A 17,029-nucleotide genomic window follows, 5' to 3' on the forward strand; every position below is an offset into this window, starting at 1 on the left:
GAGACCCCAGCGAAAAAACGACTCCGGACGTGAAGTTGCCTCGCTGTCCCGGATGAACTGAGCCGTTCCGCGTGTTGTCTCTAACAAAGGCGAAGCCGGTCGGTTACCCCCTTCGTAACCCTCCCTGCACCAGGAATATCGCCCAGAGCAGGCATGTTTGCTTCAAGGTATACGAGCGGGGACGAAACAACTGCCGGACCCTCGGGATAAGCCTTATGAGACATGCAGAAGAGCCGCCAGAGATGGATGGAAATATGATATCTGAAACGACTGAGAAGACCGCGAAATCTCCGGAATATGCCGGCAGCCGTATCGAGCGGAGCAATCGGGAGGTCGCGGAATTGGCCAACCGGACCTACGAGCACGGCTGGGTGACCAACATCGAGATGGAGACCGCGCCTTTAGGCCTCAACGAGGACGTCATTCGTCTGATCTCGGCGAAGAAGGAGGAGCCGGAGTGGCTGCTGGAATGGCGCCTGAAGGCGTTCCGCCACTGGAAAACGATGACGGAGCCCCGGTGGGCCAATGTCAGCTATCCCGAGATCGATTATCAGGGCCAGCGGTATTACGCCGCGCCCAAGCGCAAATCGAAACAGTTGAGCAGCCTCGACGAGGTCGACCGCGAGTTGCTCAATACCTTTGAGAAGCTGGGTATCCCGCTGGAAGAGCAGAAGCGCCTGGTCGGCGTGGCCGTTGACGCTGTGTTCGACAGCGTATCCGTGGCCACGACGCACCAGGAGATTCTAGCGAAGAAGGGCATCATCTTCTGCTCGTTTTCGGAGGCCGTGAAGCGCCATCCCGAGCTGGTGCGCACGTATCTGGGCAGCGTGGTGCCTTACACCGACAACTTCTTCGCGACGCTGAATTCGGCCGTCTTCAGCGACGGGTCGTTCTGCTACATTCCAAAAGGCGTGCGTTGCCCGATGGACCTGTCCACCTACTTCCGCATCAACGCGGCGGATACCGGCCAGTTCGAGCGCACCCTTATCGTGGCCGAGGAGGGGGCGTTCGTGAACTACCTCGAAGGCTGCACCGCCCCGATGCGCGACGAGAACCAGCTCCATGCGGCAGTCGTCGAACTGGTGGCTCTCGACAACGCCACCATCAACTACTCGACCGTGCAGAACTGGTTCAGCGGCGACGAACAGGGCCGCGGCGGCATCTTCAACTTCGTGACCAAGCGGGGGAAATGCCTCGGCAGAAACTCCCGCATCTCATGGACCCAGGTCGAGACGGGCTCGGCCATTACCTGGAAGTATCCGAGCTGCATCTTGATGGGCGACAACTCGGTGGGCGAGTTCTATTCGGTCGCGCTGAGCACGAACTACCAGCAGGCGGATACGGGCACGAAAATGATCCATCTGGGCAGGAACACGAGCAGCACGGTCATTTCGAAGACCATCTCGGCCGCGCACGGCAACAACAGCTATCGCGGCATGGTCAAGGTCATGCCGAAGGCCGAGAACGCGCGCAATTACACGCAATGCGATTCGCTCCTGATTGGTGACCAGTGCGGCGCGCACACGTTTCCGCATATTGAAGTGCGCAACAAATCGGCAAGCGTCGAGCACGAAGCTTCGACGTCCAAAATCAGCGAGGACCAGTTGTTCTACTGTAAGCAGCGGGGCATTGGTCCGGAAGACGCCATATCGATGGTTATTAACGGGTTCTGCAAAGAAGTGTTCGACCATCTTCCGATGGAGTTCGCGGTTGAGGCCACAAAGCTGCTGAGCGTGAGCCTCGAAGGGAGTGTAGGGTAAATGCTCGAAATCAGTAATCTGCATGCGAAGGTCGAAGACATCCAAATCCTCAAGGGTGTCGACCTGAAAGTGAACGCGGGCGAAGTGCACGCAATCATGGGCCCGAACGGCTCGGGCAAAAGCACGCTGGCGCAGGTGTTGGCCGGCCACGAGCAGTACGAGGTAACCGAGGGGGAAGTCACGTTCCTCAAAGAGAACCTGCTCGAGCTGCCCACGGAAGAGCGTGCGCGTTTGGGATTGTTCCTCGCGTTTCAGTACCCGGTCGATATCCCCGGCGTCACGAACGCGTATTTCCTTCATGCCGCGCTCAACGAGATCCGCAAGAGCCACGGCCAGGAAGAACTCGACGCCATGGACTTCCGCCATCTGCTCCACGAGAGAATGGAGCTGGTGGCGATCGAGCCGGCGTTCGCGGAGCGGCCCGTAAATGACGGGTTCTCAGGCGGCGAGAAGAAACGAAACGAGATCCTCCAGATGGCGGTCCTCGAACCCAAACTCGCTATCCTGGACGAGACGGATTCCGGCCTGGACATCGATGCGCTGCGGATCGTCGCGGACGGGGTCAACAAAATGCGAGGCCCCGAACGGTCGATGATCGTCGTGACGCACTACCAGCGGCTTCTGGACTACATCGTTCCCGATTTCGTTCACGTGATGTATCAAGGGAGAATTGTTCGCTCGGACGGTAAAGAACTGGCGCTTGAACTCGAAGAAAAGGGCTACGAGTGGGTGCGTGAGGAGTTGGCTGCCGCCCGTACCGCGGGTTAGACGAGGCTTTGCGACTGTGGAGTTTTCCAATGACTGAAGTGGCTGAAAGAATCTCGGATAAGGAGTGTTGCCTCCATGCGCCAGCCAGGCGCGTCCAGGATGGGGCGCCCGAGTGGCTTTGCCGTCTGCGCGAATTGGGCGCAAAACGCTTCGAAACCCTGGCATTCCCGACCCGTAAAGACGAAGAGTGGCGGTTCACGGACGTTAGACCCATCCTGCGTACGGCATTCGAGACCCCCGTCGAGTCCTGTCCGGCGGCTATTGACACTGCTGGCATCGAGCCGCATCTGTTCAAAGAACCCGGCTGGACCGAACTGGTATTCGTTGACGGTTTCTTCGCCCCCGAGGCGTCTCGCGGCATAACGGGCGGCAACTTGGACGTACGCAGCCTCGCGGAGATGGCTAAGATCGACGGCGCGCTGGCCAGCAAACACTTGGACAGCCTCGCGGGCGAGTCGGGCAATGTTTTCAACGCCCTGAACTCGGCGTTTCTGTTGGACGGGGCGATCGTTCACGCGCCACGCGGGTATGCGGCGCAAACGCCCGTACACATCCTGTATGTCACCACCGGCAGGGAGAAAGACAAGGCGGCGCACCCTCGCAATCTGATTGTTCTGGACGAGACAGCCGAGCTGACTTTGATCGAAAGCTATGTGGGGCTCACGGACGCGCCCTACTTCAATAACGTGGTAACCGAGACGGTGCTGGGTGATGGGGCGGTGTTGAAACGTTACAAAGTGCTCCACGAAGGCCCGCAGGGCTATCATTTGGCATCGATGCGGGTGCATCAGGGCACGAACAGCGTTTTCAATTCGTTTTCGGCTATCCTGGGCGGCAAGATCGCTCGAAATGAGCTGAATACGCGGCTGGCAGGCGAAGGCGCCGCCGTATCGCTCGGCGGGTTGTATCTCGCCGAGGGCAGCCAGTTGATCGATAACGCGGTGAGCATCGAGCACGCCAGCCCCCGGTGCACGAGCCGGATCCGGTACAAGGGCGTGTTGAGCGATACGTCCCACGCGGTATTCAGCGGCAAAGTCCATGTGCACAGGGAGGCGCAAAAGACCGACTCGAACCAGCTCAACAGCAACTTGCTGTTGTCGGACACAGCCACCATTGACACACGCCCGATTCTGCAGATCTTCGCGGACGACGTAAAGTGCACGCACGGCGCGACGGTCGGCCAGCCTCCCCGAGACCAGATCTTCTATTTCCAGAGCCGGGGCATATCCGAAGCGATGGCGCGGGCGCTGCTCACGTGCGGATTCGCGGGCGAGGCCGTTGACGAAATTCCCGTTGAACCGTTGCGAACGCGCCTGCACGAGTACATTTACAACCGGTACAGCCCGTATGGCCGGGGCCGGACAGAAAGGCAGTAAGCACATGGAAACGGTCCTGAAGAGAGCTGCGGGCGCCTTGCCTCATAACACGCCGGCTTTCGACGTGGCGGCGATACGGCGGGATTTTCCGATATTGCATACGACGGTGCACGGCAAACCGCTGGTGTACCTGGATAATGCTGCCACCAGCCAGAAGCCGCAGGCGGTGCTCGACGCGATCTCGCGGTACTATTCGGAAACGAATGCCAACATTCACCGGGGCTTGTACCATCTCAGCGAGGAGGCGACGAAAGCGTATGATGACGCGCGCCACAAAGTGATGGCGTTCCTCAACGCCCGGCTGAAATGTGAAATTGTCTTCACGCGCGGCGCGACGGAAAGCATCAATCTGGTCGCGCAGACCTACGGACGCGAACATGTGAAGGCAGGCGACGAAATCCTGATCACGCATATGGAGCACCATTCGAACATCGTGCCGTGGCAAATGTTGTGCCGGGAGAAAGGGGCCCGCTTGCGTGTGGCGCCAGTGACCGACACCGGCGAACTGGATATGGATGCTTTCCGGCGCATGATCACGGACCGGACAAGACTTGTAGCGCTCACGTACGTGTCGAATGCGCTGGGAACGGTGAATCCCGTGGGTGAGCTGGTGCGCATCGCGCACGGCAACGGGGTGCGCGTGCTTGTCGACGGAGCGCAGGCGGTCCCGCATCTTCCGATCGACCTGCTCGACATCGGCTGCGACTTTTTCGTGTGTTCGGGCCACAAGATGTTCGGCCCTACGGGAATAGGCATTCTGTACGGACGGGCCGAACTGCTCGAGGACATGCCGCCCTACCAGTCGGGCGGCGACATGATATTGTCGGTCCGGTTTGACGAGACCACGTTCAATTCGCTGCCGCACAAGTTTGAGGCGGGCACGCCCAATATCGCCGGGGCGATCGGGCTCGGCGCCGCAATCGACTACGTGAATCAGTTGGGCATGGAACGCATCGCGGCGCATGAGGCCGGACTGCTCCAGTACGGAACCGAGGTGTTGCGTTCGGTGAAGGGCGTGCGAATCATAGGTAACGCCGCGCACAAGGCGTCGGTGCTTTCGTTTGTCATGGACGCGGCGCATCCGCACGATATCGGCCAGATTCTTGACGAGGAGGGCGTGGCCGTGCGGGCGGGCCACCATTGCGCCCAGCCTTTGATGGAACGGTTCGACGTGCCGGCCACCGCACGCGCTTCCCTGGCTTTCTACAACACAAAGGAAGAGCTGGACGTGTTCGGCAAGGCCCTCGAACGTGTGAACGAGGTGTTTGGGTAATGCAGCAGACCAACCGCGCCCTGTACGAAGAGGTCATCCTCGAGCACAACCGGAAACCACGGAATTTCCATTCCATGGAAGACGCGGCTCGGAAAATCGAGGGGCACAATCCCCTTTGTGGAGACCATTTCACCGTGTATCTGAAACTCGAGGGAGATGTCATCTCGGACATTTCATTTGAGGGCAAGGGCTGCGCCATCTCGAAATCGTCTGCTTCCCTCATGACGACGCTGTTGAAAGGCAAAACCGTTCGAGATGCCGAGAACCTGTTTGTCCAGTTCCACCGGATGGTCACGTCGAATCCGGACGCGCCCATTGATGAAAAGGCCATAGGCAAACTGGCGGTTTTTTCGGGCGTTCGCGAGTTTCCTGTTCGTATCAAGTGCGCGACGCTCTCCTGGCACGCGGTGCTCAGTGCATTGCGGGGCGCCGGCGAGGCTGTAACAACGGAGTAGGAACGGCTTGCGCGTTGCCGGTGCGGGAAATGGACAGGATTTTGATTGCCGCCGGCACGCGGTGGTAGCATATGGCATTGGTGCTATCTACCGATAAGCCCCCGAACAGCCCGATCTTAGCGATGGTGGCCAGCGGCAGGGAACCACCCGCAAGGGCACGGTTGGAGTACCGGCTCTGGTTGTAACCCCGAGAGGAATACCGGCGATGACAAGAATATTCGCAGCCCAGGATACGCAGACATTCGAGGAACTGCTCGAGGCCATGCGTGTCAAACTGCGCCGGCTCATACCCGACGTAGAAATTCGGGCAAAAGCCCGGCTGGCGTTCGAGATCAACACCCTCAAGCGCCGGTTGAACGCTATCATCCTCGGGCATAATTACATGGAACCGGCCCTGTATTGTTCGGTACCGGATAACGTGGGAGATTCACTGCAACTGGCGCGATTCTCGGCTCAGTCGAACGCGGATATCATCGTGTTTTGCGGCGTGAAGTTCATGGCTGAAACCGCCAAAATTCTCAATCCCGACCGCATGGTGCTGATCCCCAGCCTCGAAGCGGGCTGCTCGCTGGCCGAGGGCATCAGCGGGGACGATGTCAAGGCCCTCAAGAGACGGTTTCCGGGAGCGCCGGTGGTCAGCTACGTAAATACCCACGCGGAGACCAAAGCCGCGTCGGACTACTGCTGCACGTCAGGGAATTCGGAGGCGGTCCTCAGATACCTGCTCGACAAGGGGCACAAGCACATCATCTTCGTGCCGGACGAGTTCCTGGCGCGCAATACGGCGCGCGAACTGGGCGTCGCGTTCATAGAGGGCTGGATTCCAGGAACGGAGAAGGATTTGCGCGCCGACACCCCCGCGGTCATCGGCTGGGGCGCGCATTGCGAAGTGCATGAACTTTTCGAGGCTGAAGACGTGGACGCCGTGAAACGGCAGTTCCCCGAAGCCATCACGATCGCCCATCCCGAGTGCAAACCGGGCGTCATCGAAAAGGTGGACGTGACGGGCAGCACGAAGAAGATGGTCGACTATGTCCAGGCATCACATGCCAATCAGTTCATGTTGTTTACGGAATGCAGCATGGCCGACAATCTGGCCGCGGAGAATCCCGACAAGGAGATGATCCGGCTCTGCAGCCACCAGTGCCCGCACATGGCGCTGATTACGCTTGAGCAAACGCTGGCCTCGCTCCAGAACCTTCAGTACCAGGTGGAACTGCCCGAGGAAATCATCAGAAACGCAAAAGCTCCTATTGACAACATGCTGGCCATTTCCTGAGCCGGCGGAATTATGCGCTTCGCGGCTTTGTTTAGTTGAAAAGGTGTGCAGCAGTAACGCAAGGGGGACCGATGCTCTATTACAAGACTTCGCAACCCGTCCCGGGCAAGGGGTATGCGACGATTTATTACGAGTGTGACGACAGCCAGAAGGTGCTGCGTTACGTGACGCACATTGACGGAACCGGAGAAATCGAGCGCGTAGCCGAGCCCATCGTAAAGAAACTATACCGGCCTGACGTGCTCCGCGATTCCTCGCAGGAGGAATTCGAGCAGTACTGGAATCAGGGCGGCTGAGTCCCAACGAAAGGAGACGAACTATGGCCGAGACAGACAAGACCCAGCCCGCGGCAGCAGCCAGGGAACCGAATGCCGCAAGCAACTTCCATCTGGATATGCCCATCGCCGAAGCGATTCAGATACATCCTCGCGTGCGGGAAGTATTCGCGGCGTTTCATCTTGGAGGCTGCGCCCACTGCGCGCTGGGGCAGTTTGAGACCATCGGGCAGGTGTGCGCCGGTTACGGCGTGGATCCGGATGCCTTGCTCGACGTTTTGGAGAGTCTTGTCCAGGAAGAGCCCGAGTCGCAGGGATAAACCGGGCGGGGGCGGAAAGAACAGATATCAGGACACCGGGATGGACGGCGCCAGAGGCCGCATCCGCGGTGTCTCTTGTGTCGAAGAGGGTGATTCACTGTGGATATTGCGATACGTCATCCCTACCGCACGGGGCACTTCCAGTGGTTGAAAGGCAATCTGCACACGCACACCACGAACAGCGACGGCGCGCGAACCCCTGAAGATTGCGTGAAGGCCTATGCCGGGAGGGGGTATGACTTCCTCATGATAAGCGACCACGACCGTTTCACTAATCCGGAAGGGCTGGACGGAAACGGCATGGTTTTAATCCCCGGCTATGAGATTACGGCGAACGGCCCCCATATTCTCCATGTGAACGGGCGAAGCTGCCTGAAGCCGGTCGAGGATCGCCAGGCGGTTCTGGATGCCGTCGGCCAGGCGGGCGGTTTCGCCATCATGTGCCATCCCAACTGGGAGGAGCACTTCAATCATTGCCCCCAGGAAAAGCTCGCGTCGTGGACCGGCTATGTGGGGCTGGAGATCTGCAACGGCGTGTGCGTCTGGGCCGAAGGAAGCGGCCTGGCATTAGACCGTTGGGACATGCTGCTCTCGGCCGGCCGCGTGGTATGGGGTTACGCCACGGACGACACTCACAAGGTCCATACGGAAGGGAATGCGTGGACAGTGGTGCAGGCCGTCGAGCGGTCTGTCGAAGGGGTAGTTGACGCCCTCGTGCACGGCCGCTGTTACGCCAGCACCGGCGTGACCATCGAAACCATCGAGGTAAAGGACGATACGGTCCGGGTCGTTGCGCCACGCGCGGACCGAATAGATGTTCTCGGGGATTTTCAGCGGTTGGCGGCCAAACACCGCGGCCCGGAAGCTTGCTTCCGGTTCTCGGAAGAAGATATATACTCGTATGTGCGGTTCGAGTGCCACGGCCCTGAAGGCGCCATGGCGTGGACACAGCCTTTCTTCGTTGAGATTGGGTGATAGTGGGTGCGACTGTGGCGGGCACCCGCGGGCAGTGCGCGGCAAGACAATGGGGCACTGAAACAGGGACAGGTGGCCATGCAACTTGATGTTTATACGTTATCCCGTCTCCAGTTCGCCCTTACCGTGATGTTCCACTACATATTCCCTCCCCTTACCATCGGTTTGGGGTGGCTGATGGTCATCATGGAAGGAATGTACCTGAAGACGGGCGACCGCGAATATGACGCCATTGCACGGTTCTGGACAGGCATCTTCGCGCTCGTATTCACGATGGGCGCCGCTACCGGCATTGTGATGGAGTTTCAGTTTGGGACCAACTGGTCGGCCTACTCGAGGTTTGTGGGCGATGTCTTCGGCCCGGCGCTTGCCGCGGAGGGCATTTTCGCGTTTTTCCTCGAATCGGCTTTCCTGGCGGTGCTGGTGTTTGGCTGGGACCGGGTCTCCCCGAAGATGCACTTCTTCTCGACGTGCATGGTGTCCCTGGGAGCAGTGCTTTCCTCGGTGTGGATCGTCGTGGCCAATTCGTGGCAGCAAACCCCCGCGGGATTCGTTTTCAACGAGGAGCTCAATCGGGCCGAAATCACCAGTTTCTGGGGAATGGTGTTTAATCCATCGACTGTGCACCGGCTGGTGCACGTCTGGATCGGGGCGGGGATTCTGGGGGCCTTTTTCGTGTTGAGCATCGCATCGTACTACATCCTCAAGGGGCGGCATAACGGAATGGCGAAGAAGATGTTCAAGGTTGCGCTGGCACTCGGGACATTCATGTCGCTGGCCGCGCTGGGCTCAGGCCACCTGCAAGCGAAGAACGTCGGCGCCACACAGCCGACGAAGTTGGCCGCCTTCGAAGGGCTATACAAGACCCCGGACGAGGGGAAGGGCGCGCCGCTCTACTTGTTTGGCATCCCCAATAACGAAACCAAGACCGTGGACTTCGGCCTCGCCGTGCCGGGCGCGCTGAGTTTTCTGATGTACGAGAGTTTTACGAAGCCGGTAACCGGACTCGACCAGTTTCCCGAGGAGGATTGGCCGCCGGTAAACATCACGTTTCAAACCTACCACATCATGATTTCATTGGGCATGTTCTTTATTGGCATCACCCTGCTGGCATGTTTTTTCTGGTGGCGGGGCACGCTATTCGAGACGCGCTGGCTGCTGTGGCTGTTTGTGTTCGCGGTGGCGGGACCCTTCATCGCGAACGAGTTCGGATGGTGCGCGGCGGAACTGGGACGGCAGCCGTGGATCGTTTGGGGCATGTTGCGAACGGAAGAGGCTTTCTCTCCTGCCGTAAGCGCGGGTCAAGTACTGTTTTCGATTCTGATGTTCGCCCTTCTTTATTGCATGATGTTTATGGTGTGGTTGTTTGTTATGGACAAGAAGATACGCAAGGGTCCGGAGCTTTCCGGGACCGAGGGGAGTCCGAAGCCGGTCGTGCATGACGCGGCGGCGAAACCGGCAGTCCCGATGATGGACGCCGGGAACGGACCTCAACCGGACGAATCGCAGGAAAGGTAACGCCATGGACCTCAATACGATCTGGTTCTTCCTGCTTGGAATCCTCCTCACGGGATACGCGATCCTCGACGGGTTCGATCTGGGCGTCGGCATCTTGCATCCGTTCCTGCGCGAGGACAGCGACCGCCGGGTGTTGCTGAACTCGATCGGGCCGTTCTGGGACGGAAACGAGGTCTGGCTGGTGACGTTCGGCGGGGCGATGTTCGCGGCGTTTCCCGAGGTATACGCCACGGTATTCTCGGGCTTCTACACGGCGTTCATGCTGTTGTTGTATGCGCTGATCTTCCGGGCCATCTCGCTCGAACTGCGCAGCAAAGTGGATAATCCCATGTGGCAGGTTTTCTGGGATTACGCGTTCGCGGCAGGAAGCACGGTGGCCACGCTGCTGTTCGGCGTGGCCGTGGGCAACGCGATGCTGGGCATTCCCGTCAAAGAAGTGAATGGCGCCGTCGAGTTTGTGGGGACATTCTGGGGTTTGCTCGGTCCCTACCAGCTTCTGGTGGGGCTTTTCGTGGTAGCCACGTTTGCCCTGCACGGAAACCTGTATCTGTGTCTGAAAACAGATGGCGCGTTACAGGCCAAGGTACGAACATGGACGGCCAGGACCTTCGCCGTGTTTGTCATATTGTACGTGCTGGCGACAGTGTATACGCTATTCGGCGTTGGCCATGCTCTCGACAATCTCAAAGCATACCCGATTGCATGGGCCGTGGCGGCTGTGAGCGTGCTGGCCATAGTGAACATCCCGCGGTCGCTTGCGAAAAACCAGTTCCTGGCGGCATTCCTGTCGTCGTCGGCGGCCATCGCCGCCTTCAATCTTCTCCTGGGCATCACGCTGTGGCCCAATCTGGTGGTGTCGAGCATCGACCCGGCCTTCAACCTCGATATGTACAATGCCGCCTCGTCGGCAAAGACCCTGCAGGTCATGCTGATCATCGCGGGCATCGGGATGCCGTTCGTGCTGGCGTACACGAGCGTGATCTACTGGGTATTCCGCGGAAAGGTCCAGGCGGACAAGTTGATGTATTGAAAAAGGCCATTCGAAGACAGTGAAACGCCCAACCAGCAGCCGGTTGGGCGTTTCACATTTGTACCCGCGCGGAACATCTCCGCGACCGGGTCTCGACGCGTCGTTACTGGAATTCAGCCCGCCTGATAACGCATGCGACGGACGACGAAACCAGCCAGGCCAAGGCCCACCATCACCAAGGTCGCGGGCTCGGGCACAATCACGCACTCGTGCTCGATCCAACCGTCTATCGCGAAGTTCTCTCCCCAAATGTCGATGGACACCCATTCCGGGTTGAAGTCCGGAATGATGTAGTACCAATCAACTTGCCAATGCTGCCGATCCAACTCGGTCAGCGTTATCTCGCTTGGGTTGCCGAAGGGATCATCTGGAAAATCGTGGTACGCCGGGACCGGGATCGCAGGGTCGAACAACTCTAGGACCAAATCATTCGTGGCTGCCCGGCCTATGTACTGCTCCTGGTCAAACATCGGCGGGGCCCCATCCGGACCGGTATCCTCCCAGTCCGCAGTGGTCCAATTGATTGTGAAGTGGAGGTCCATCTCCAATTCGGATACGAGCGGCGTGACTACAAATTGTAGCCATATTTCCTTGAAGTGATTCGGATTTGTGGGGTCGTCATAGAACCACTGGTTATACCATGGCCCCGTCGGCGCGTTCGGATACCAGAGCCAAACCTGGCCGTCGGGAGTCTGGTAACCGGTACCGCCGCCCGTGATGCCCCCACCTGCTTCGATCTCGGCATCGAAATAGTCGATCCCCGAGGCGAATGCCGTAGATGCGAGTGCCAAGCACATTCCCAGAAGCACGCAGTTAAAGTGTAACTTCATGTCCTACCCTCCTTCTGCCTGGTGGCACCTACGAACCCCGCCAGAATGGAGCCGTCTCCCGCTCCAAATGCCACCTAATACACAATCTTTCGCATTTTTTGTACCAAGAAACACGAATATCGATAAAGTCATGCTTGCCAATAACATCACTTTTGCTGACCGCTCAAGACCGGTTTGACGATCCCTGGTCAAATGAAGATTATGTGGTCAGGACTGACCAACAAATGACTCATGTGCTGCCAATTCTCCTTGCACTGTCTTATGCCCGCCGTCACAAGCTGTAAAAGCCGGCTTCAGGACTTCCGAAAAGAAACGCTTTCCCTTGCGCAGGTTTCGTCTCCTGCGTCTCCGACGTCAGCACTGTGTTCCGGTATTCCACAGGGACAGTCTCGGCCATGCGGGCGGATTTGGCAGTAGAGGAAAGAGGCGGCCTTGGGCGAGATGAACAGGATTGCCGCGATGATCTGGAGGCCTTCGGCCGCGAGAGTGCCGCGCTCCGGAGGTCCCATGCCCCCACCGACCGCGCTCCGGAGCCCATGCCCCCGTCGGCCGCGCTTCAAAGACTTTCGGTCGAAAGAGCGTCGCAGTCTGCAGACCGCGACATATGGGGAGGAAACAAGCAACACTGGCCAACTGGTAAACTGTTCAGGGGATGGGCCAATTCTATGGTGTCCGGGAAATTACAGTCAATCGTTCTTGATGTTAAAGATGGCGACCTCGTCCTGCAGGAAGAGGGGGACGTAGAGGAGCATACGTTTTCGGTCGAGGCCGATGTCCGCGGGGGTCTTGACATCGGCAAGGGGGGCGATGGCTTTGCGGTCGGGCCCGACGGCCCAGATCTTGTTGCCGTTGAAATCGGAGACGATAAAGGTGCCGTCGTCGAGGACCTCGATGCCGTCAAGGGCCGCAAAGTAGGCGGCCAGACCGAAGGGAACAGGGTCAGCCTCGCCCTTGGGGTCGAGTTCGTAAATATCGTGCTGGTCCCAACTGACCGCAAAGAAAGCGCCTTTGTGGAACACGATGCCGTTGACGCTCGGCGGGGCTTTGAGGACGGTGACTGTTTTCGAGGAGGGTTCAACCTTGTAGATGACGCCCCGGGCGGTGTCGCTGGCGTAGACGCATGTCCCATCGGTGGCCAGGTCGTTGATTCTTTGGGCATCGGGCACGGGAATGTTCGTCAACTGGCCGCCGGGCTGGAGCGAGCGGCAAAGCAGGCGGCTATTGTCGGCAAGGTACAGCGTGTCGTTGAGGATGCACATGCCCTTGGGGGCGTTGAGAACGGCGTCCGGCGAACTGTCGAGCCAGCGCCTCTTCAGCACCTTGCCATCGGACGTCATAAGTGAGATAAAGCCCTGACCGTCGTCGGTCCAGTACTGGTCAGGCAACGCTTCGATGTTCGAGACGTAGGCCAAGGCATTCCCGGCGTCGGCAACGACACACTCGGGCACTTTGCACTCCTCGACGGTCTTCACGGGCTCGAGACGCCACGGAATGGGGCCCGCCTCTTCTCCGGCGAAGGCGGGGCATGCCGCAATCATCGCGACAGTCAGGTGCATTGCAGCCCGTTTCAGCATCGTCACGCCTCCCGCCTGGCACACTGGCATTACCGGCCGTCTTTCGAAGTACATCGTCTATTTTGCCACAATGGCGTCGAGTTCCACCTCAAAAAGAAGGTTGTCGCGGCAGATGTCGTCCTTTACATAGGCTACGGGCAAGTCAGAGATGCCTTGCGCTTCGCAATATTGCGGGAAGAGCCCGAATTCCTTGGGCTCCTTGAAATACGCGATGCTGCGGCAAACGTCCTTCCAATCCATGCCGCGGGACTCGAGGATGGCGTAGATGACCTCCATCGTCCTGGCGATCTGACCCTCGATATCATCGATAAAGACGGTATGGCCTTCGGGGGCGATGCTTGCGGTGCCGGAGACGTAGACCCGGCGGTGGTCATCCGTTTCGAACTCGACGGCGCGGCTGAACGAACTGCCATAATCGAGGGCGGGGCATTGCAGCGGAGAAGGCAAGGGACGCCGCTTTACCGAGCCGTCTTTTGCCTTGACCGCGATGAGGCCGCCGGTCAACGCGGCCCCGAAAGCGTTCGAGCCGCCGACGGCGGTGCTTGCGGGAACGAAACCCTCAAAAACGCGCCACCGTTTGAACATGGTGTCTCGGGCCTGGTTGAACTGTGGATACCACGCCGTGATCTTGTCGTTGTAAAACCACGTACGGAGAACGTCGTGGAAGTTCATGTCGGCGGTCTCGAGTCCAGCCTCCATCTGTTCGAAAACGGAGATCGCTTGCATCCCTTCCGCGAGGGAAATATCGGCGGGCAAAATTCCGCCGAGGCGGCAATACGCGGCGGATGCGTCTTCATAGCACACGCCGATGCTCCGGCCGTCATGGAGTACGGGGCTGACCTCGAGATCAGTCACGGCCCACAGTTGCACGGCGGCAGCGGGCGGCTCGGCATCGGCGCCCTCGGAGATCCAGAGCACGGGCCAAGTGATTTCGCCGCGCGCGGCAACCAGACGCTCGAAGGCCGCATCACCGGCACGGCGGGAAACGCCAAAGATCTCGTGTGACACCACGGAGGCGCGGCGAGCGTCGATTTCCTGAAAAACATCGAGCAGCAGTGACCCCAGGTCCTGTCCCGGCAACGGCGCGGCCGTAATGAACAGTTCCTGGTAGCCGCTTCGCTGGGCAATCCGTGTTTGTATGCTGTTCTCTTCTCTCAAATTCACGTTCCGTCCTTTGCGACAGTCTCACATGCGGCGCGCCGAAGCCCGCCTGACGAGACCGGGTTGTTATACAGAGCGCACGGCAGAACCGGGCGCCATTTTCTATCCGTCAAGACTTCATACGAGTGCTAGAGCGACAAAACATATACGGCGAGATCAGCGAGTTGCTCGTCCGTCAAACCGGCGGGATAATGCTGCGCTCCCGAATCCTCACGCTTCAGCATATCGAGCATGGTCGCGGCCCGGCCGTCGTGCAGATACGGGGCGGTCCGCCAGACCTCGATGAGCGTTGGCGTGTCGAATTTTGTGTCGACTTCGCGGTCCTTCCCGGTACCCACGTTGTAAAGCTGCAGATCGGTGTACAAGGGCGCGGGGTGGCACGCCGCGCAGCCCGCTTGTTGAAAGAGAGCTTCGCCGCGTTTGGCGGCTTCGCTGAGCGCACCGTCCTGCAGGTATGGGCTCGGCACCGCGGTAACGGCCTTTGCATACTCGTCGATCGCCTGGGCGTCCTCCTCCGGACGCACGGCGAATTGGATGAAGCGAATGCCCGAGCGGACGGCCGTCTCCGCTTTATCACGCACGCCGGTGACCATGACCGGCGGCGTCTTGTGCGACAAGAGGAGGCTCTTGCTGTTCTTGGGATTGCCCATGCCGTCGTTGAGAAGGTCCCAATTCAGACCATCGGCGCGCATGTCGGGATGGCAACTGGCGCAGCTTTGCCAGTTCTGGAAACACAGGGCGGCGTCGTTGAACAGCATCTCGCCTTTGCGCACGGCCGTCATTTCCTGCCTGGCTCCCAGGGGTATGGACGCGGCGGCGGGACGAGCCTCGGGATTCGCGTCTACCACGCCGACGCTGTCGGTGAAATACTCGGCCGCGTAGACTTTCGTGCCGGCCATGGCGATCCCGCGGGCGCCGTTGCCCTTGAGTTTGAGACGGCGGCGCATGCCGACCAGGAATGCGAGGTCGTTGGGGACATCGCCGGGGGCGCGGGACACTTCGGACACCTGCTCGCCCGCGGCGACTTTGGTGAGCTTGTCGTGCATCGCAGCGCGGTCAATCACGCTGATTTCATGGGTGCCCGCGTGAGAGACGCAGACGCAGGCGCCGTCGGCGCTTACCAGCACCCCCCACGGATTGGCGGCCCCCAGGTCGACGTCGTCGAGCAGAACCGTGTTGAACAGCTTCTGGCCGGCGATATCGATGATGCTCAGCGCGTTGGTATTCATCCAGCCACGCTCCAGTTGCGTGGTAGGAAGCTGGTAGCGTCCAAGAAGATGGGTAGCGTACGCATATGCGCCATCGGGCGAGACGGCAATGCCGCGGAGACCGGTGCTGCCATTGGGGAGCACGATGTTCGTGACGACGCTCTTCGCGCTTGTGTCGATAATCGAGACGTTCGCGGACACGTAGTCGCCATCGGAGGGGCCCACAGGAAGGTGGTTGGCCACACAAAGCCATTTCCCATCGGGAGTAACAGCCGCGCCGAAGGGTTCGCGAGGCACCGCTATTCGCGCAAGTTCCGCATTGGCGGCGGCATCGATCACGGAAACGTTGTTGTCAAAACGGTTGCAGACGTAAACAAACCTCCCATCGGGGCTTGCGACGGGGGAAACCGGCGTATGCCCGAGGGGAATGCTTGCTCTGACCGCCCCGTCGGCACGGTTCATCACAAGCAGAGCGCCTTTGGGCGCGCCGATGGTCACGTAAAGGGCGGTTCCGTCAGCGGAAATGCAGAGCCCCGTGGGCGAATCCGGCAGGGGAAAGCTGGCGGCAACTGCATTGTTCTCCAGCCCCAGTACTATGACCTGCTTGCCTGTGTGTGCAGCGACATATAGCGTGGTCTGCTCGGGACTCACCGCCACACACAACGGCGACACGTATTCCTGCGCGAATGCGATGCCGGCCGTCAATCCCGCAATCACTATCACGGCCGCACACCCGCGCTGCCAGATCGTCGCCTTCGTCATGTCACGGTCCCCCTGTTCGGCGCCCAGCTTTACCCGGCGCACTGACCTTTGTCCAAAAAACGCGGCCGCAACACCACGCCGGCACGATACGGGGCGGTTTTGCCGGCCGCGGCATCGGTTGAACCCTCATTGTACCGATTTCTTCGGCGAGATTCTAACTGCATACCCCCGAGAACAGGACAATTCCCGTATACCCTGCATACAGCCCTCCCAGGGGAGTTTCTCGAGAGGTTAAACACCAATTTGCGCCGAAATATCCCTGGTCTGCCGTTGAGTGAGCCAAACAAGGGAAGAACGCGCCTTTTGTCGTCGTGGCAGGCCTCGAAGCCCGCGCGTTTCATACCAGTACTATGCAAGGGGCCGCCTGCTCATCCCTGAGATTCGCCCTGGGCCTTGGGCGTCCGATGCGACCGGTCTTTGGCATGTTGCGCCTCGGGTTCGCCGAACAGGACCATGCGGAACCCC

General features: G+C 59.5%; 15 protein-coding genes. 11 read left to right on the forward strand and 4 right to left on the reverse strand.

Annotated features, from left to right (window positions below; genetic code table 11):
- Positions 1 to 254: 254 nt before the first annotated feature.
- The 11 genes from sufB to cydB all read left to right on the forward strand — a co-directional run bounded on the left by sufB (position 255) and on the right by cydB (position 11,029).
- A complete protein-coding gene (gene sufB / locus PLJ71_06800; GenBank protein HQM48379.1) occupies positions 255 to 1,760 on the forward strand; it encodes a Fe-S cluster assembly protein SufB in 1,506 nt (501 codons plus the stop codon).
- Positions 1,761 to 2,528: a Fe-S cluster assembly ATPase SufC gene (gene sufC / locus PLJ71_06805; GenBank protein ID HQM48380.1), complete on the forward strand. Its 768-nt coding sequence runs from the start codon at positions 1,761 to 1,763 to the stop codon at positions 2,526 to 2,528.
- Positions 2,529 to 2,557: 29 nt separating this feature from the next.
- Positions 2,558 to 3,904, forward strand: coding sequence for a Fe-S cluster assembly protein SufD (gene sufD, locus PLJ71_06810; protein ID HQM48381.1), 1,347 nt, complete (start codon positions 2,558 to 2,560; stop codon positions 3,902 to 3,904).
- A 4-nt stretch (positions 3,905 to 3,908) separates the two neighbouring features.
- On the forward strand, positions 3,909 to 5,177 hold the full coding sequence (locus tag PLJ71_06815; GenBank protein HQM48382.1) for a cysteine desulfurase: 1,269 nt from the start codon (positions 3,909 to 3,911) through the stop codon (positions 5,175 to 5,177).
- Entirely contained in the window at positions 5,177 to 5,632 is a 456-nt protein-coding gene (locus tag PLJ71_06820; GenBank protein HQM48383.1) for an SUF system NifU family Fe-S cluster assembly protein, read from the forward strand. The genes PLJ71_06815 and PLJ71_06820 overlap by 1 nt, the downstream gene beginning before the upstream one ends.
- Positions 5,633 to 5,837: 205 nt before the next feature.
- The gene (nadA, locus tag PLJ71_06825; GenBank protein ID HQM48384.1) at positions 5,838 to 6,911 is read left to right on the forward strand and encodes a quinolinate synthase NadA; all 1,074 of its coding nucleotides are present in this window, start codon (positions 5,838 to 5,840) and stop codon (positions 6,909 to 6,911) included.
- Positions 6,912 to 6,982: 71 nt separating this feature from the next.
- Entirely contained in the window at positions 6,983 to 7,207 is a 225-nt protein-coding gene (locus tag PLJ71_06830) for a hypothetical protein (protein HQM48385.1), read from the forward strand.
- A 23-nt stretch (positions 7,208 to 7,230) separates the two neighbouring features.
- Entirely contained in the window at positions 7,231 to 7,506 is a 276-nt protein-coding gene (locus tag PLJ71_06835) for a DUF1858 domain-containing protein (GenBank protein HQM48386.1), read from the forward strand.
- A gap of 99 nt (positions 7,507 to 7,605) precedes the next feature.
- Positions 7,606 to 8,481: a CehA/McbA family metallohydrolase gene (locus PLJ71_06840; protein ID HQM48387.1), complete on the forward strand. Its 876-nt coding sequence runs from the start codon at positions 7,606 to 7,608 to the stop codon at positions 8,479 to 8,481.
- Between the two features lie 78 nt (positions 8,482 to 8,559).
- Positions 8,560 to 9,999 carry a cytochrome ubiquinol oxidase subunit I gene (locus tag PLJ71_06845; protein HQM48388.1) on the forward strand — a complete coding sequence of 480 codons (1,440 nt, stop codon included), beginning with the start codon at positions 8,560 to 8,562 and terminating at the stop codon, positions 9,997 to 9,999.
- A gap of 4 nt (positions 10,000 to 10,003) precedes the next feature.
- Entirely contained in the window at positions 10,004 to 11,029 is a 1,026-nt protein-coding gene (cydB, locus tag PLJ71_06850; GenBank protein HQM48389.1) for a cytochrome d ubiquinol oxidase subunit II, read from the forward strand.
- A 113-nt stretch (positions 11,030 to 11,142) separates the two neighbouring features.
- Here the strand turns inward: cydB and PLJ71_06855 are convergent, their stop codons facing one another.
- The 4 genes from PLJ71_06855 to PLJ71_06870 all read right to left on the reverse strand — a co-directional run bounded on the left by PLJ71_06855 (position 11,143) and on the right by PLJ71_06870 (position 16,564).
- Positions 11,143 to 11,859: a PEP-CTERM sorting domain-containing protein gene (locus PLJ71_06855; protein HQM48390.1), complete on the reverse strand. Its 717-nt coding sequence runs from the start codon at positions 11,857 to 11,859 to the stop codon at positions 11,143 to 11,145.
- Between the two features lie 686 nt (positions 11,860 to 12,545).
- Positions 12,546 to 13,433, reverse strand: a complete 888-nt coding sequence (locus PLJ71_06860; protein ID HQM48391.1) for a hypothetical protein — start codon at positions 13,431 to 13,433, stop codon at positions 12,546 to 12,548.
- A gap of 57 nt (positions 13,434 to 13,490) precedes the next feature.
- Positions 13,491 to 14,597: an endoribonuclease L-PSP gene (locus tag PLJ71_06865; GenBank protein ID HQM48392.1), complete on the reverse strand. Its 1,107-nt coding sequence runs from the start codon at positions 14,595 to 14,597 to the stop codon at positions 13,491 to 13,493.
- Between the two features lie 125 nt (positions 14,598 to 14,722).
- Entirely contained in the window at positions 14,723 to 16,564 is a 1,842-nt protein-coding gene (locus PLJ71_06870; GenBank protein HQM48393.1) for a c-type cytochrome, read from the reverse strand.
- Positions 16,565 to 17,029: the final 465 nt, after the last annotated feature.

The organism is Candidatus Hydrogenedentota bacterium (assembly GCA_035416745.1).
GTDB lineage: Bacteria > Hydrogenedentota > Hydrogenedentia > Hydrogenedentales > SLHB01 > UBA2224.